Origin of the sequence: Micromonospora sp. NPDC049301, assembly GCF_040678715.1 — a bacterium.
GTDB lineage: Bacteria > Actinomycetota > Actinomycetes > Mycobacteriales > Micromonosporaceae > Micromonospora.
The window spans coordinates 315,018-329,845 of record NZ_JBFAQO010000003.1; the positions used below are offsets into that span (position 1 = coordinate 315,018).

Annotated in this window: 17 protein-coding genes and 1 pseudogene; 13 read left to right on the forward strand and 5 right to left on the reverse strand. The window is 68.6% G+C overall.

Annotated elements, in window-relative coordinates:
* Positions 1-200: 200 nt before the first annotated feature.
* The 3 genes and pseudogenes from AB0K07_RS11330 to AB0K07_RS11340 all read left to right on the forward strand — a co-directional run.
* Positions 201-1,490, forward strand: a complete 1,290-nt coding sequence (locus AB0K07_RS11330) for a molybdopterin-dependent oxidoreductase (protein WP_363754295.1) — start codon at positions 201-203, stop codon at positions 1,488-1,490.
* Positions 1,483-1,992, forward strand: a complete 510-nt coding sequence (locus AB0K07_RS11335) for a hypothetical protein (RefSeq protein ID WP_363753467.1) — start codon at positions 1,483-1,485, stop codon at positions 1,990-1,992. Before AB0K07_RS11330 ends, AB0K07_RS11335 begins: the two co-directional genes overlap by 8 nt.
* A 32-nt stretch (positions 1,993-2,024) precedes the next feature.
* A pseudogene (locus AB0K07_RS11340) lies at positions 2,025-2,825 on the forward strand (S-methyl-5'-thioadenosine phosphorylase); the annotation flags it as partial.
* On the opposite strand, the gene AB0K07_RS11345 reads toward AB0K07_RS11340, so the two are convergent.
* Positions 2,803-3,156, reverse strand: coding sequence for a BBE domain-containing protein (locus AB0K07_RS11345; RefSeq protein WP_363753469.1), 354 nt, complete (start codon positions 3,154-3,156; stop codon positions 2,803-2,805). The pseudogene AB0K07_RS11340 and the gene AB0K07_RS11345 overlap by 23 nt on opposite strands.
* A 139-nt stretch (positions 3,157-3,295) precedes the next feature.
* Between AB0K07_RS11345 and AB0K07_RS11350 the strand changes: the two genes are divergently transcribed.
* Positions 3,296-4,294, forward strand: coding sequence for an RNA polymerase subunit sigma-70 (locus AB0K07_RS11350; RefSeq protein ID WP_363753471.1), 999 nt, complete (start codon positions 3,296-3,298; stop codon positions 4,292-4,294).
* A gap of 5 nt (positions 4,295-4,299) precedes the next feature.
* On the forward strand, positions 4,300-5,049 hold the full coding sequence (locus tag AB0K07_RS11355; RefSeq protein WP_363753474.1) for a DUF6069 family protein: 750 nt from the start codon (positions 4,300-4,302) through the stop codon (positions 5,047-5,049).
* Positions 5,050-5,065: 16 nt separating this feature from the next.
* On the opposite strand, the gene AB0K07_RS11360 is transcribed toward AB0K07_RS11355, so the two are convergent.
* On the reverse strand, positions 5,066-5,839 hold the full coding sequence (locus AB0K07_RS11360) for an AAA family ATPase (protein ID WP_363753477.1): 774 nt from the start codon (positions 5,837-5,839) through the stop codon (positions 5,066-5,068).
* Between the two features lie 323 nt (positions 5,840-6,162).
* Between AB0K07_RS11360 and AB0K07_RS11365 the strand changes: the two genes are divergently transcribed.
* From AB0K07_RS11365 to AB0K07_RS11380, 4 genes are all read left to right on the forward strand, one after another.
* On the forward strand, positions 6,163-8,142 hold the full coding sequence (locus AB0K07_RS11365; RefSeq protein WP_363753480.1) for a potassium transporter Kup: 1,980 nt from the start codon (positions 6,163-6,165) through the stop codon (positions 8,140-8,142).
* 230 nt (positions 8,143-8,372) lie between these two features.
* Positions 8,373-8,699 carry a PadR family transcriptional regulator gene (locus AB0K07_RS11370; protein ID WP_363753482.1) on the forward strand — a complete coding sequence of 109 codons (327 nt, stop codon included), beginning with the start codon at positions 8,373-8,375 and terminating at the stop codon, positions 8,697-8,699.
* Positions 8,696-9,052: a DUF1048 domain-containing protein gene (locus AB0K07_RS11375; protein WP_363753484.1), complete on the forward strand. Its 357-nt coding sequence runs from the start codon at positions 8,696-8,698 to the stop codon at positions 9,050-9,052. Before AB0K07_RS11370 ends, AB0K07_RS11375 begins: the two co-directional genes overlap by 4 nt.
* A 1-nt stretch (position 9,053) precedes the next feature.
* Positions 9,054-9,380 (forward strand): DUF1048 domain-containing protein, encoded by a 327-nt coding sequence (locus tag AB0K07_RS11380; protein ID WP_363753487.1) that lies wholly within the window; start codon positions 9,054-9,056, stop codon positions 9,378-9,380.
* A 161-nt stretch (positions 9,381-9,541) separates the two neighbouring features.
* On the opposite strand, the gene AB0K07_RS11385 is transcribed toward AB0K07_RS11380, so the two are convergent.
* Together AB0K07_RS11385 and AB0K07_RS11390 are read right to left on the reverse strand one after the other, a co-directional pair.
* Entirely contained in the window at positions 9,542-10,066 is a 525-nt protein-coding gene (locus tag AB0K07_RS11385) for a DUF1877 family protein (protein WP_363754298.1), read from the reverse strand.
* A gap of 120 nt (positions 10,067-10,186) precedes the next feature.
* On the reverse strand, positions 10,187-10,447 hold the full coding sequence (locus AB0K07_RS11390; protein ID WP_363753489.1) for a YciI family protein: 261 nt from the start codon (positions 10,445-10,447) through the stop codon (positions 10,187-10,189).
* Between the two features lie 50 nt (positions 10,448-10,497).
* Here AB0K07_RS11390 and AB0K07_RS11395 point away from each other — a divergent pair, with 50 nt between their 5' ends.
* The 4 genes from AB0K07_RS11395 to AB0K07_RS11410 all read left to right on the forward strand — a co-directional run bounded on the left by AB0K07_RS11395 (position 10,498) and on the right by AB0K07_RS11410 (position 14,188).
* On the forward strand, positions 10,498-11,151 hold the full coding sequence (locus AB0K07_RS11395; RefSeq protein WP_363753492.1) for a Crp/Fnr family transcriptional regulator: 654 nt from the start codon (positions 10,498-10,500) through the stop codon (positions 11,149-11,151).
* Positions 11,152-11,331: 180 nt separating this feature from the next.
* Positions 11,332-12,051, forward strand: coding sequence for an alpha/beta hydrolase (locus tag AB0K07_RS11400; RefSeq protein WP_363753494.1), 720 nt, complete (start codon positions 11,332-11,334; stop codon positions 12,049-12,051).
* 113 nt (positions 12,052-12,164) lie between these two features.
* Positions 12,165-12,773 carry a hypothetical protein gene (locus AB0K07_RS11405; protein ID WP_363753496.1) on the forward strand — a complete coding sequence of 203 codons (609 nt, stop codon included), beginning with the start codon at positions 12,165-12,167 and terminating at the stop codon, positions 12,771-12,773.
* A gap of 215 nt (positions 12,774-12,988) precedes the next feature.
* Positions 12,989-14,188 carry a low temperature requirement protein A gene (locus tag AB0K07_RS11410; protein ID WP_363753498.1) on the forward strand — a complete coding sequence of 400 codons (1,200 nt, stop codon included), beginning with the start codon at positions 12,989-12,991 and terminating at the stop codon, positions 14,186-14,188.
* A 92-nt stretch (positions 14,189-14,280) separates the two neighbouring features.
* Here AB0K07_RS11410 and AB0K07_RS11415 read toward each other — a convergent pair whose 3' ends face one another.
* Positions 14,281-14,760 carry a Rieske (2Fe-2S) protein gene (locus AB0K07_RS11415; RefSeq protein ID WP_363753500.1) on the reverse strand — a complete coding sequence of 160 codons (480 nt, stop codon included), beginning with the start codon at positions 14,758-14,760 and terminating at the stop codon, positions 14,281-14,283.
* Between the last annotated feature and the right edge of the window lie 68 nt (positions 14,761-14,828).

A 14,828-nucleotide genomic window follows, 5' to 3' on the forward strand; every position in this document is an offset into this window, starting at 1 on the left:
CATCCCTAGGGGCGGCAGGCGAACGTCCGCGTAATGGGACGCCGCTCCAGCTCGACCGGGATGCGTTCCCCGAGGTGGCGAGGGAGAAGCCAGTGCCAGCCCGCACTCCCCGACGTTCCGGCCCCGAGGATCCCGGGCAGCCGGATGACGTACGCCGCCCCGGCCCGGCGGGCTCGCGCGGCGTCGCCTTCCCGGCCCGGTTGTGGCGGGCGCTGGAACAGCACCCGGCGCCGGGCGCCCGAGCCGTCCAGCGGGCATGGCGCAGCCCGCTGCGCGGCCCCTGGCTCACGTCCGTCTTCGGCGTGGTGCTGCTCGTCTCGCTCCCCGTGGTGATCATCACTGGGCTGCTCGACTATGCCGCCTACGGGCCGCAGTTCGGGCAGGCCTTCCCCCACGACGTGGGCTGGCTGCGGCTACCACCCTTCGACTGGCCGACCCGCCCGTCCTGGCTGTTCCGTCTCACCCAGGGCCTGCACGTCGGCCTCGGCATCGTCCTGATCCCGGTGGTGCTCGCCAAGCTCTGGTCGGTGGTCCCCAAGTTGTTCGACTGGCCACCGGCCCGCTCGGTGGCTCAGGTGTTGGAGCGACTGTCCCTGCTGCTCCTCGTGGGCGGGATCCTTTTCCAGATCGTCACCGGCCTGCTCAACATTCAGTACTCGTACCTCTTCGGCTTCGACTTCTACACCGCGCACTATTTCGGTGCGTGGGTCTTCACCGTCGCGCTCGTCTCGCACGTCGCTCTGAAGCTGCCCCGGATGGTCACCGCGCTGCGGTCCCGCCCGGCCCGGGACGTCCTGCACACCTCCCGCGCCGCGACCCGGCCCGAACCGGCCGACCCGGACGGGCTGGTACCGGCCCTTCCCGAACAGGCCACGTTGAGCCGGCGCGGCGCGGTAGCCCTGGTCGGCGGCGGCTCGCTGCTGCTGGCGGTGCTGACGGTCGGGCAGACTCTCGACGGTCCGCTCCGCCGCGCCGCCCTTCTGCTGCCACGCGGGCGGAATCCCGGTACGGGACCGAACGGTTTTCAGATCAACCGCTCCGCCGCGGCGGCCGGCATCCGACCGGCGGACACCGGCCCGGACTGGCAGCTGACGCTCACCGGGGCCGGTAGCACCGTCCAACTCGACCGCGTCGCCCTGTTGGCGATGGGCCAGCACACCGCCCGGCTGCCAATCGCCTGCGTCGAGGGCTGGTCGACTCTCCAGACCTGGACCGGGGTACGGCTTCGCGACCTGGCCGTCCTCGCCGGCGTGACCGATCCCGCCTCGGCGCACGTCCAGTCGCTGGAATCCGCGGGCCTGTTCCGGCAGGCGACGCTGCAGTCCAACCAGGTTCTCGACCCCGATTCGCTGCTCGCGCTCCGGGTCAACGGCGTCGATCTGTCCGTCGACCACGGATATCCGGCGCGGGTCATCGTCCCGGCACTGCCCGGCGTCCACTGCACGAAATGGGTGGCCCGCATCGAGTTCCGGAGCCGCGGCGATGAGTGAGGTCGTCGCACGCCTACGAACCGGCTACGGCGCGGGTCTGCGGCACGCACTGCTCATGATCTTGTGTCTCGCCGTCGCCGGCTGGGTCGCGCTGCGGCTGGCAGACGAGGCGACGGCTGGCCCCATGCTGCTGTGGTTCGTGGGCGCGGTCGTGTCCCACGACCTGATCCTCTTCCCGGGCTACGCGACCGTGGACCGCGCACTGCGTCGGGCGGCCCGCGGCGGAGGCCGCGAGGTCGGGCCGGCGCGAAGCAGCCTGCTGAACCACGTCCGAATACCGGCGCTCGCCGCCGGGATCCTCTTCCTGGTCTTCCTTCCCGGAATCCTCGGCCTGAGCGAGGACACCTACCGGGCCGCGACCGGCCAGGACCGGTTTCCGTACGTCGCCCGCTGGCTGGCGATCAGCGGTGGGCTCTTCCTGATCAGCGCGACGGTGTGGGTGATCAGGTTGGCCCGGTGGCGGCAACGCTCTGGGCAGCCGGTCGCATCGGGGCCAGGGTGACCTGGCACAGGCACAACACAGAAAGGTTGGCGGTGGAACCTCTCGCCGAAATCGCGGTCATCGGGGGCTCCGGGCTCTACGCCCTGCTCGATGGGGCCGTCGAGCACACAGTGCCCACCCCGTACGGACCACCCTCCGATCCGATCACGGTGGCCCAGGTGTCCGGCCGCTCGGTGGCGTTCCTGCCGCGGCACGGGCGGGACCACCGGCTTCCGCCGCACCGGATCCCCTACCGAGCCAATCTCTGGGCGCTGCGCTCGATCGGCGTACGCCAGATTCTCGCCCCGTGCGCGGTCGGTAGCCTCCGGCCCGAACTCGGACCGGGCACGCTCGTCGTGCCCGACCAGCTGATCGACCGCACCAGCGGCCGCATCCAGACCTACTACGACGAAGGCGCGGTACACGTCTCCTTCGCCGACCCGTACTGTCCCAACGGGCGCACGTCGGTGCTGACGGCGGCGCGGCGGCACGACATGGCCGCGCACGACGGAGGCACGATGGTCGTCGTGGAGGGGCCGCGCTTCTCCACCCGGGCGGAATCCCAGTGGTACGCCGGCCTCGGCGGGTCGATCATCAACATGACCGGCCACCCGGAAGCCGTTCTCGCCAGGGAGTTGGCGCTGTGTTACACCGCGATCGCGCTGGTCACCGACTTCGATGTCGGGGTCGCTGGCGGCGACGCCGTGACCCAGGAGGAGGTGTTCCGGGTCTTCGGCGAGAACACGGCCCGGCTGCGTACCCTGCTGCTCTCCATTGCCGAACGGCTGCCCGAGCAGCGGGACTGCCTCTGCCCCCGCGCACTTGACGGCATCACGCTCCCATTCCCGCTGCCCGACCCGCCGGTCCGGAACCTCGCCAGGGCTGCGGCGTCGTGCCGGGGTTCCGGCCGGCCGTGACCGCCGGCCGGATGTTGTGGTTGAGGTGAAAGACGTTCTGCGGATCCCAGACGCTCTTGAGGGCGGTCAGCCTGGCGAGCTTGGCGGCCGGGTACGCACGGCATACCCCGCGTTGCCCCTCGTCGGCGGCGAGCGAGCTGACGCGCCCGGCCGGATCTTCAACCAACTGCACCGGCAGCGACCAACCCGTCCCCAACTGCTTCGGCTGACCCTTGGCAACTCCGGACAGCCGGAGCCCGACGGCAGTCGCCAGCAGCACCCAAAACATCCGGCCCGCCGGGCTTGGTCAACCAGATCAGGCCCACGGCGGGGCCGGATGGCTCAGCCGAGCCGACGCCAGTGATGAGTTGTCGCGCCCGCAGCCGTCACACCTACGACGGGACACGACGAGACGGAAGGATGACGTGATGAGTGCGGACACGCGGCTGGAGGAGCTGGGCATGAGCGGTCTGGGCGAGGTCGACGAGCCGGCGTTCTCGGGACTGGCGGAGCGGCACCGGCGAGAGTTGCACGTGCACTGCTACCGGATGCTCGGGTCGTTCGAGGACGCCGAGGACACCGTGCAGGAGACGTTCCTCCGTGCCTGGCGGCGGCGGGAGACCTTCGAGGGGCGGTCGACGTTCCGGGCCTGGCTGTACCGGATCGCCACCAACGCCTGCCTGGACCTGCTCGCCAAGTGCCGCCCGGAGCCTGCGAGGGGCGGCGAGGTGCTGTGGCTGCAGCCCTACCCGGACCGGTTGCTCGACGAGCTGCCCGCGGGCGACGCGGACGAGCCGGAGACCGTCGCCGTCGCGCGGGAGACGATCGAGCTGGCGTACCTGGTCGCAGTCCAGCACCTCGCGCCGCGCCCGCGGGCAGTGCTGATCCTGCGGGACGTGCTCGGCTGGCCGGCGAAGGACGTCGCGGAACTCCTCGGGGACTCCGTCAACTCGGTGAACAGCGCGCTGCAGCGGGCCCGCGCCGGCATGCGGAAGCACCTGCCCGCCGAGCGGCAGGACTGGACCGGCGACGAGATGGACGCCGGGACGCGCGAGCTGGTGCGTCGCTTTACCGACGCCAGCGTGGCCACGGACGTCCCGGCGCTCGCCGCGATGCTGCGGGACGACGTCCGGTCCTCAATGCCGCCCACGCCGGGCCTCCACGTCGGGCGCGACAGGGTCGTGAACAGCTGGATCGAGGACGGCTTCGACCGCATGACGGGCCTGCGCGGCGTCCCCACCTCCGTGAACCGGCAGCCAGCCGTCGCCTTCTACCACTGGCGGGAGCGGGAGAACGCGTACCTGCCGCTGACGATCGACGTCCTGCGCGTCACCGGCGGGGCGATCACCGAGGTCACCATCTTCCACGACGACCAGTTCCCGCGGCTCGGGCTGCCGGAGCGCCTGCCGGCGGACGGCACGGAGTAGTCCCGATGTGGACGCTCGCGCTGCGCGGTGGCGCGCGTGTCGCGGTGGTCGCGGCGGAGTGGCGCGACGCGTTCGGCGTCGTCACCCGCGGGCGGGTGCAGCTGGAGCTGCGCGACGGCGAGCCCGGGCCGGTCCTCGGACCCGACGCCGGGTTCTGGCTCCGCGGCACCGGCGTCCGCGCCCTGCGGAACCCCGGCCGTCGCACGGCGAGGGTGCGCATCGTCACGCCCAGGTCCAGGACCGTCACACGCCAGTCAACACACCCCGTACGTCAGCTGCCGGATGAGTGGAGGAACGACATGAGCAGCATGAATGACAATGGGATCGTCGCAGGCCCGGCATCGGGCCAGACCAGCCACACCCACCGACTCCGCGGGCTCGCCGGCACCGGCTTGATCGCCACGCTCGCGGCGATGGTGGCCACCACCCTCGCCGCGGCGCTTGCCCAGGCCGCTGGCGTCGATTTCGAGATCCCCGATGGCGGCGAGACGATCCCGTTGTCCGGGTTCGCCGTGGTGACCGGCTTCTTCTCGGTCGTGGGCGTCGTCATTGCCGTCGCTCTTCGTCGTTGGAGCGCTCGCCCCGCCGTACGATTCGTGTGGACGGCAGTGTCGCTGACCGCGATCTCGTTGGTCCCGCCCCTCCTCTCCGGGGCGAACACCGCCGCCACCACCGCCCTCCTCGGGCTGCACCTCGTCCCTGCGACGGTGATGATCCCCGCCCTGGCGCGGAGCCTCCGCACCCGGACCGATTGACGATCCCAGCCCTGGGTCAGCTGTCGTCGTTGAACAGGTGGTGCAGGTACCGCTGTGGGTTGGCCAGGAACGATCGGGTCAGCAGCACCGGTTGTGCGTCGTCGTAGTCGACGTGGCGGATGGTGCCGTCGGGTTCGATTTGGAGGATTCGGGCGTGCGGGGCGGCCAGCAGGATGGGGGAGTGGGTGGCGATGATGAACTGTGAGCCGGCATCGACAAGGTCGTGGATGCGGGTGAGGAGCGCCAGGCAGCCATGGACGGACAGGGCGGCTTCCGGCTCGTCGAGCAGGTACAGGCCTCCCGGCTTGAATCGGTGAGTGGCCAGGTCGAGGAACGACTCGCCGTGAGATCGCTCGTGGAGGCTGGCGCCGCCGTAGCCATCGGCCACACCGAGGCGGTCGATCTCGGTGGCCACGTTGTAGAACGACTCGGCGCGCAGGAAGAACCCGGTGCGCGGCTTACGGATCCCGCGTACCAGTCGCAGGTGCTCGCCGAGCGACGATTCGGTGGCACGCGTGCTGAACCGGAAGTTGGTGGATCCGCCTTCGGGGTTGAACCCGGCCGCTACCGCGATCGCCTCGATCAGCGTCGACTTGCCGGTGCCGTTGTCTCCGGCCAGGAACGTCACCGCCGCATCCAGCTCCAACCGGCCGGCAGCCCGCAGTCCGGCGACGATCGGCAGCGTGAACGGATAGCCCGACGTGTCCGTGTCGCCGTCCGTCAACTCCACCCAGCGCAGAAACCCACCACCGTCTCGACGCGAGGTCGACGCCCCGTCCCTGGTTGTCATCACGCGACCCCTTGCGCCGCCGCCCTGTCCACCGTCTCGACGGTAGGTGCCCAGGCAGGAGAATGTCCGACGGTACGCCCACTGGCGGGCTGCTCCTGTCACCGGCCGCAGGTGGGACAGGCTCCCGTCATCGACGTGGCAGCGGCTGACCCTGCTGGGCGTGCTCCGCGGCGGGCGGTGACCGCCGCCGCAGGTCACCCCCGCGAGGTTGCGATCACGGCAGCGGTCCCGGCGGCGAGTCGGAAGTCGGGGTAGCTGGCGCCACCGTAACCAAAGTTCGGAGTAATGGTAGGACGAGGCGTCTGGGTTGGTATGCCTGTGGGGTGGCGGAGCGTGCGGATGGTGAGCAGCCTGCGGTAGGCGGCGACAGGGCGGCGGGGGATGGTAAGACGACCTCTCCGACATCGCTGGCCGGGCACCGTACGGCGCGGATCGCGTTGCTGCTGGGCGCGTTGGGGGTGGTGTACGGCGACATTGGTACGAGCCCGCTCTATGCGCTGAAGACGGTGTTCACCCTCGACCGGGGCCTGACCCCGGACGCTCCCGACGTGTTCGGTGTGATCTCGTGGGTCTTCTGGTCGATCATCCTGATCGTGTCGGTCAAGTACGTCATTTTCATCCTGCGGGCCGACAACGAGGGCGAGGGCGGAGTGATGGCCTTGGCCGCCCTCGCCCGGGGGGCGCTGCTCAGGCTCAGTGAGAAGCGCGCGGCCTCGGTGCTGGCGCTTGGGGCGCTCGGCGCGGCCCTGTTCTACGGCGACAGTGTGATCACCCCGGCGATCTCGGTGTTGTCGGCGGTGGAAGGGCTGGAGGTGATATCCCCGACGTGGGAGGTGGTCGTGCTGCCGGCGTCGGCGGTGATCCTCACCCTGCTGTTTGCCATCCAGCGCTGGGGCACCGGACGGGTCGGGGCCGTGTTCGGGCCGATCATGCTGCTCTGGTTCACCTGCCTGGGCGTCGCCGGCGCTGCCGAGGTGATACATCACCCGGCCGTTCTGGCCGGGCTGTCACCGACGTACGCGGCCCTGTTCGTCGTCGACCACCCGGTGATCGCGTTTATCGCGATGGGCGCGGTGGTGCTGGCGATCACCGGCGCCGAAGCGCTCTACGCAGACATGGGGCACTTCGGTCGCGCTCCGATCCGCCGGGCCTGGTTCGGGATCGTCTTCCCCGCCCTGACGCTGAACTACCTCGGCCAAGGCGCACTGATCGTCCGGACACCGGAGAGCCGGGAGAATCCATTCTTTCTGCTGCTGCCAGGCTGGGCGCAGCTGCCGATGGTCGTCCTGGCCACCGTGGCCACCGTCATCGCGTCCCAGTCGGTGATCTCTGGAGCGTTCTCGGTGTCCCGGGAGGCCATGCGGCTGGGCTTCCTGCCGCACCTGCGCATCCGGCAGACCTCACGCCACCAGTACGGCCAGATCTACGCCGCAGGGGTGAACTGGAGCCTGTTCGCGGCGGTCCTGGTAGTGGTGTTCGCGTTCGGCTCGTCCACGAACCTTGCCGCCGCCTACGGGGTGGCGGTCACCGGCACGTTCCTGATCACCACGACCCTGTTCCTCATCGTCGCCCGAGCGCGGTGGCGCTGGGCCACCTGGCGGCTGGTGCTGTTCGGGCTCGTCTTCGGCAGCCTCGAGCTGACCTTCTTCACGGCGAACCTCGTCAAGGTCACCCACGGCGGTTGGCTGACGCTGCTCATCGCGATCATCCTGTTCACGGTCCTGCTGACGTGGCGACGCGGAGCCCAACTGGTCACCGCCCGGCGGATCGAACGGGAAGGACCTCTTCCCGATTTCATCGACACCCTGCACGCCACGAAGGTCCCCTGGGTGCCGGGCACCGCGGTGTTTCCTCACCCGAACAAGGAGACCACGCCTCTGGCACTGCGAGCGAACGTCGCGCACTACCACGTCCGGCACGAAAGAATCGTGATCATTACGGGCCGCACGGCAAACGTCCCGCACATCCCCTGGGACCAGCGCCTCACCATCGACGACCTCGGCGACCCGAACGACGGCATCATCCACATCGACGCCCTTTTCGGCTTCCAGGACCCCACAGACTTCCCCGAGGTACTGCGCCGCGCCGCCCCCCACCCCCTCGCCGAAGGAATCAACCTCGACCCCAACCAGGTCTCGTACTTCGTCTCCAGGATCACGCTGCGCTGCACCCGCCGGCCCGGCATGGCCATCTGGCGCAAACGCCTGTTCATCGCCCTCGCCCACAACGCCGCCAGCCACGCCGAGTTTCTGCACCTGCCCGAGGAGCGCACCATCGTCCTCAGCGCCGAGGTCGCTGTCTGAACCCACTCAAGCAGCCCCGGTCGTGTCTGTGGCGTCAACGCCTTCGGCGGCGGGAGCACTCGGCAGGAGATCGCTGATCCCGCCACAGTGACGGGCGAAGCGCACCTGGCGAAGATCCAGAGCGAGGAACTCTCCGATGAGCTACCTCGCACTACCGCATAGCGGTACTCGGTGTTACTGTATAGCGGTACCCGGTAGTACGAGGTACCAGGGGTCGAAGAGGAGCCGCGATGGACGACCTGACGGAGATGCTGAAGGGCACGCTCGAGGGCTGCGTGCTCGAGATCATCGGCGGTGAGGAGACCTACGGGTACGCGATCACGCGTCAGCTGAACGAGCTCGGCTTCGCCGACGTCGTCGAGGGGACCGTGTACACCATCCTGCTGCGACTGGAGAGGAACGGACTCGTCCAGGTGACGAAACGACCTTCCGAGGTGGGCCCGCCGCGCAAGTTCTACGCGCTCAACGACGCCGGGCGCGAGGAGCTCGCGAGGTTCTGGGCGAAATGGCAGTACGTCTCATCACGCATCGACAGGCTCAAGGAGGGTGGGAGATGAGCTTCTGGGAGACCATCACAGGCAGCGACCTCACCAGGGAATGGAAGGCGATCGAAGCCCGGGCAGAGGCATTGCCGGCCGACTACCAGGCGGCGTGGGAACAGATCAAGGGCCACCTCTTCCCCTACGGGGGCTTCACAGGTCGCAACCTGATGCCGATCCTCGACGCCGCACTGGGGCTGCTCGAAGAAGCATCGGCGGACGGGCAGAGCATCCACGAGGTGCTCGGCGACGACATCCCAGGCTTCTGTTCGGCGTTGGCCGGCGGAGAGGGAGCCCGGACCTATCGCGACCGGTGGCGCGAGCAGTTGAACAGGAACGTCGCAAGGAAACTGGGCCGGCTAGGAGGCTGACGTGGGCATCCAAGACATCATCGAGGGCAAGAGGCAGTGGCGAGCGCACGTGGCCCGGGTCAAGGCGCTCCCGCCGGACTACCAGATCGTCTACAAGGAGATGCAGAGGTACCTGTTCAAGGTCGGACCGATCGACCTGCCTGACGGGCCCCTGCTCCCCGGGATCGTCGACTTCTTCGAGGAGGGCGCCGCGGCCGGCAAGGGGGTTCTGGAACTCATCGGCAACGACGTCGCCGCCTTCTGCGACGACCTGGTCAAGGACTCGCGCACCTACGCGGACGTCTATCAGGAGTCCATCAGCCGGAGTCCCGGCAGGGACGAGAAGTAACACCCATCGTCATCAGGCAAGTGGGCGTAAGCCCGCACGACGCGCTGGCGAGCCGAGTAGCTCGCCAGCGCGTCGGCAGCGGCGATGTCGCATCGTTGCCCGACCGTTTCCCGCTCGCCGACACGGTACGACTTGGAGCGCTCGGGAGGCTGAGCCGCCGCTCAGTCAAGCCAGCAGATCACTGCCTCGCCATCTTTGGCGGCTGCGGCGAAGAAGCTTCGGACGTCTGGCAGATAGTGGGTCACCCACGCCAGCTCGCCGGGTCTTTCCCAGGTGCCGGGGTAAACCTCGGCGCGGTTCAACTCCTGCGGGTCGACACCGCGGATGAGATCGTCTTCGGTGAGCGCGGCCAGCCGCGAGGCAGCAGCCGCTACTTGGACCGGTGTCAGATAGGAGGGCGGCCCGTAGCCCCAGTCGTCCTCGAGGTCTTCGAGGAAGTCGAACATCTCCTCGCTGTCGGGTTCGACGTCTGGCAACTCCACGAAGCTCTGCGCTCCAAGGACCAGCGGAATCCCGAAGCCGAGCCGGTCGAGTAGGAAGTCGAGCCCGTTCCATGCCTTGTCGGTGGCGGTCCAGCGTCCGGAGTTGTCGTCCCGTCCTGCCATCGCGATTTTGTAGGCCCAGCCGAGGTCGGTCCTGGCAAGTTCCAGGTCGTCCGGGGAAACGCGCAGCCAGTTGCCGTTCATGCTCACGACGCCAGCCTAAAAGCCGGCTACGACAGTTCCCGCAACAGTGGGTGAAGGTGCCCGGCGAACGGCGGTGCACTTGTTCTGCTGCCCGGTTACCCAGGGATGAAGGGACGCGGATCAGGCCAGAAACGGCTGCCAGCGTTCAACTCGCCGTACGACAACTCCCTCAGTTGTGAAATACGGGTCGGCCGACATCACCTCCTCGACCTGATCGCGACCCGCGACGTCCAGGACGATCAGCCCCCCGCTGTCGTCGGCGAACGGTCCGGCCATGCGTACCACGCCGGAATCGTGCAGCGCGGCCAGGTGCTGCCGGTGCGCCGCACGCGCGTTCAGCCGCTCTGGCGCATCAGTGAAAGCCAACTCAATGATCCACATAGTCGGGAGGCTACGGGCGCGACCGGCGACGTCGCTGTATCACTTGATACATGACCCCGCTGACCTCCATCCCCGCACTGCGGACGCTTCCTGGCGCTGCGATCGACGACATCGTCCGGCACAGCCAGCCGCTACGCCTGAGCGCGGGCTCGGTGGCCCGGCACCATGGCGAGCCGGCCACCGGCGTGGTGCTGCTGCTGGCGGGCACCATGGTGGCCGCGCACACCAGCCGGGCTGGAGCCGAGGTGTGGCCACAACGCTGGCAGGCCCCGGCCCTGGTGGACAAGGTTGCGGTACTGGCCGGTGGGCCGGCACCGACACGGCTGATCGCGGCCACCTCGGTCGTGGCGATGCTGCTGCCCCGCCAGCCTTTCCTGCGGTTGATCGACAAGCACGAGGTGATGCGCAACCACGTGCTGGCCGCGTTGGCACACGACGTTCAGACGGCACAGACCCGTCTGACCCAGGCCACGACGCTGTCCGGGGTGGCGCGGGTCGCCGCGTTGCTGGATGCGCTTTCCCGAGGTGGCGCCGGGGAGTGGCGCGGTTCCCAGGACGACCTGGCCCGAACGCTGGGACTGAGCAGGGTGACCGTCAACCGCGCTCTGGCGCGCCTGGTACGTGTCGGGGCCGTGCGGGTCACGACACATCGTGTCGTGGTGACGAACCGCCTGCTGCTACGGACGAATGCCGCCGACCTGTAACGGCACTCGCCCGCCCGCCCGGGCCGGCCGAGCACGTTTACGCCCAGGCCGATTTGGTACTCGCAACTTGACTGCACCTGATCAGGGCGGCGGGCACAGTCAACGTGCGGATATCAGCCGTCGCCCGCAGGCCAGCATCGGCAGAAACGACCACTCAACCCAGTAGTGAAGGAACCCACCATGAATGGCCGACCCAACATCGTCCTCGTCCACGGCGCATGGGCCGACGGCTCCTGTTGGAGCGGCGTTATCGAGCGCCTACAGGCCGATGGCTACCAGGTGACGGCCCCGCAGTTCCCCTTGACCTCGACGGCCGATGATGTCGCCCGGCTACGCCAAGTCCTGAACTTGCAGGACGGCCCGACGATCGTGGTCGGGCACTCCTACGGCGGCCAGATCATGACCGCCCTCGGCACCGACGCGCCGAACGTGGCCGGGCTGGTGTACATCGCGGCCTTTGGGCTCGACCAGGGGGAGTCGCTCAGCGCTCTGCTGTCGCAGGGACCCACACCGCCGGCGCTGGCGCACCTGTTCACCGACAAGCAGGGCTTCATGTGGCAGTCGCAGGACGACTTCGTCCAGCACTTCGCGGCCGACGTCGACCCGGTCCGGGCCAAGGTGATGCACGCCGTACAGCAGCCAATTGCCGGCTCAGCCTTCAACGATGCGATGGGCGTGCCGGCCTGGAAATCGCTGCCGTCCTGGTACCTGATCGCCACACAGGACCAGGCGATCCCGCCGGACGCGCAGCATATGTTCGCCAGCCGCATGGGCGCGACCACCATCGAAGTCCCTGCCAGCCACGTCCCGATGGTTTCTCACCCCGACGAAGCGGCACAGCTCATCAAGGCGGCAGCCGAAACCCGGACCCCAACGCCGGCAGGCCATACCGGCAGATGACAAAAGCCACAAGCAGCGGTGGAGGCGCCCTGTGTGGCCGCATACCGACCGTTGGCACTGCTGCTGCCAGTTCCCAGTAGTTCGCGGCGTGCCACCAGCACCGGAGGTGCGGCATGGACGAGGATACGCGCGAGCAGGGGCTGCTCACCGCCCTAACCACGGAGCATTTCGTGCTCCAGACCTCCCGCAGCGCCACGATCACCGAATCCGTTGGGCGGGCGACCATATTCCTGTCACTGCTCTCCGCCTCGCTGATCGGGCTCGGCTTCGTCTCCAGCAGCGGCCACCTGATCAAGCCGTACCTCGGCGCGGTGCTGCCGACCCTGGTGATCACTGGTCTGCTCACCTTCGGCCGGTTAGTTCAAAACATGGTGGAGAACTCGCTGAGCCTCAAGCGCATCCAGCGCATCCGCGCCTACTACCACCGCCAGCTCGCCGGTGAGCACGACTTCTTCGCCGACGCGGTCACCGGTGGGGGCGACGTGCAGGCAATCTCGGCGGCGGTGGGCACCAGGCCGGCTCGCTGGCAACTGCTGCTCACCACGGCAGCGATGGTCGGCGCGGTCAACGCACTGCTGATCGGCCTGGGCGCCGCCCTGCTGACCGGGGTGCTGGGCGGATCCCCCGCGCTGGCGATCGCGCTCGGGGTGGCGGTGGCACTGGTCGCCTTCGCCGCACAGCTCGCGTACATCAAACAGGCCTCGATCTGGCTGACCGGCTGACCGCCGGTGGGCCGAGCACGCCGCCAAAGCTGCGCAGCCTTGGCGTCATCTGCCGGCTGTCCTGCGCCGGTTGATGCGTTACGGATCGGTGGTCGCGTGATCCGTAACCGTGCCAACTAGACGATCTTGAGGGAGGCTACGGACTTGACCTCATAGAGCGAAAGAGGGCGGATACGCTAATACCGGTCCAAGACCGGTAGGAACGGGCGGGCTCGGTGACGACGAGTGGCACAAGCGGACTGCTTCGCAAGCTCGAGGACATCGCGCGAGCGTCCTTACTGGAGCTGTTCTTCGATGTCGTGTTCGTCTTTGCGCTCCGCGCGCTCGCCCAGCAACTGCTCAACAACCTGACCTGGTCCGGCGCGTTCCAGACCTTGGTGCTGCTGCTGGCCATCGGATGGGTATGGTCCCTCACCGCGCGGGTTACCGGACTGTTGAACCCGCGGCGGCTGTCGGTACAGCTGCTGGTCATCGCCACCATGGTGGGTGCCCTCGTGCTCTCCGCGGCGGTCCCCGAAGCGTTCGGCAAAACCGGCCTGATCTTCGCGGTCACCTACCTGGCCATCCAGATCGGCCGCAGTCTGTTCCTCGTGGTCCTGTTGCGCGGCCAGGAGCTGCAACTCGTTGCCGGACGGGCGGCGATCTGGCACGCCGCCACCGGGGTGCCCTGGCTTATCGGGGCTTTCGCCTCGGGCGCAGTCCGTACGGCGCTGTGGACGCTCGCGGTTGTCCTCATCTACGCCGCACGACGGTTCAGCTACCCGCTGCCAGGACTCAGGCCCTTGGCCGGTGCACAGCTGCCGGCCGGTGGCGAGTACATGGCCGACCGCAACCGGGCACTGTTCGTCATCGGCCTCGGCGAAGTCATTCTGGCCATCGGATCGAGCCTCACCGGTCGCGGCTTTGCTGCCGACCAGACCCTGGCGTTCGTGGTGACATTCGCCGGCACGGCACTGGTATGGCGGATCTACCTTTTCCGGGCCGGAGAAGACATCGCGCCGGCCATCAAGGCGTCAGCCGACCCCGACCGGCTCGGCACCCTGGTGTCCTACGCCCACCTGGTCATGATCGCCGGTCTCGTCGTCACGTCGGTCGGCGCCCAACTGGTCATCGACGATCCGCTCGGCCGTCCACGCGCGGCCACGACCGTCTCCATCCTCGGCGGCACCGCGCTGTTCCTCGCCGGTCGGGCCGTCCTGCAGTACCTGGTGTACGACCAAATCTCCAGAAGCCGCGTCATCGGGCTGCTCGCGCTCGCCTGCCTCCTGCCACCGATGCTGCTCCTACCACCGCTCGTCAACGCCCTCGCTGGCGCCACAGTCCTCGCCGCCATCGCCATCGCCGACGCCATTCGTGTACGACGGCACCCCGCACCGATATCCCCACCGGGCCCCCACCTCCCCAGCAATACGTGACCAGGCACTGCCTCCGTCAACGGTGTGCTGGCGGGTGGAGCAGCCGCGCCAGACAGTGCCAGGAAGTCCAGGGCCGAGATGTGCGGCGCGGGTCAGGCCAGGGAGATCTGGTCGCCGGTGAGCTTGATCTCCCTAGGCGGGAGCGGCCGCGTGGCCGGGGGCTTCTTGACCGAGCCGTCGACGATGGAGAACTTGCTGCCGTGGCAGAGGCAGTCGATCGTGCCGCCCTCGACGCGCGAAACCGTACAGTTCTGGTGGGTGCAGATCGAACTGAAGCCCTTGAATTCGCCCGCATTCGGCTGCGTGACCACGACGCCTTCCTTGGCGAAGATCTTGCCGCCACCGACCGGGATGTCGGTGGTTTTGGCCAAAGGCTGGCCGGCCGCCAAATCGCCGCCGTCGGCGCTCGTGGCGGTGGGGCTGACGGCGGTGGTGGGGGCGCCGGCCCCGTCGCCGGAGTCGTCGCCGCCGCAGGCGGCCAGAACCGCCGCCGCGCCGACCGCGCCCGCACCGGTGAGCAGGGCCCGACGGCTCTGCGTACCCGGCCCGGTGAGCACTTGATCGTCGCTCATACCTCGCCCCTCTCTGTCGCCGCGCCCGTCATGATTCGCGGTCATGTTCCTGCGCACAGAGACCACTC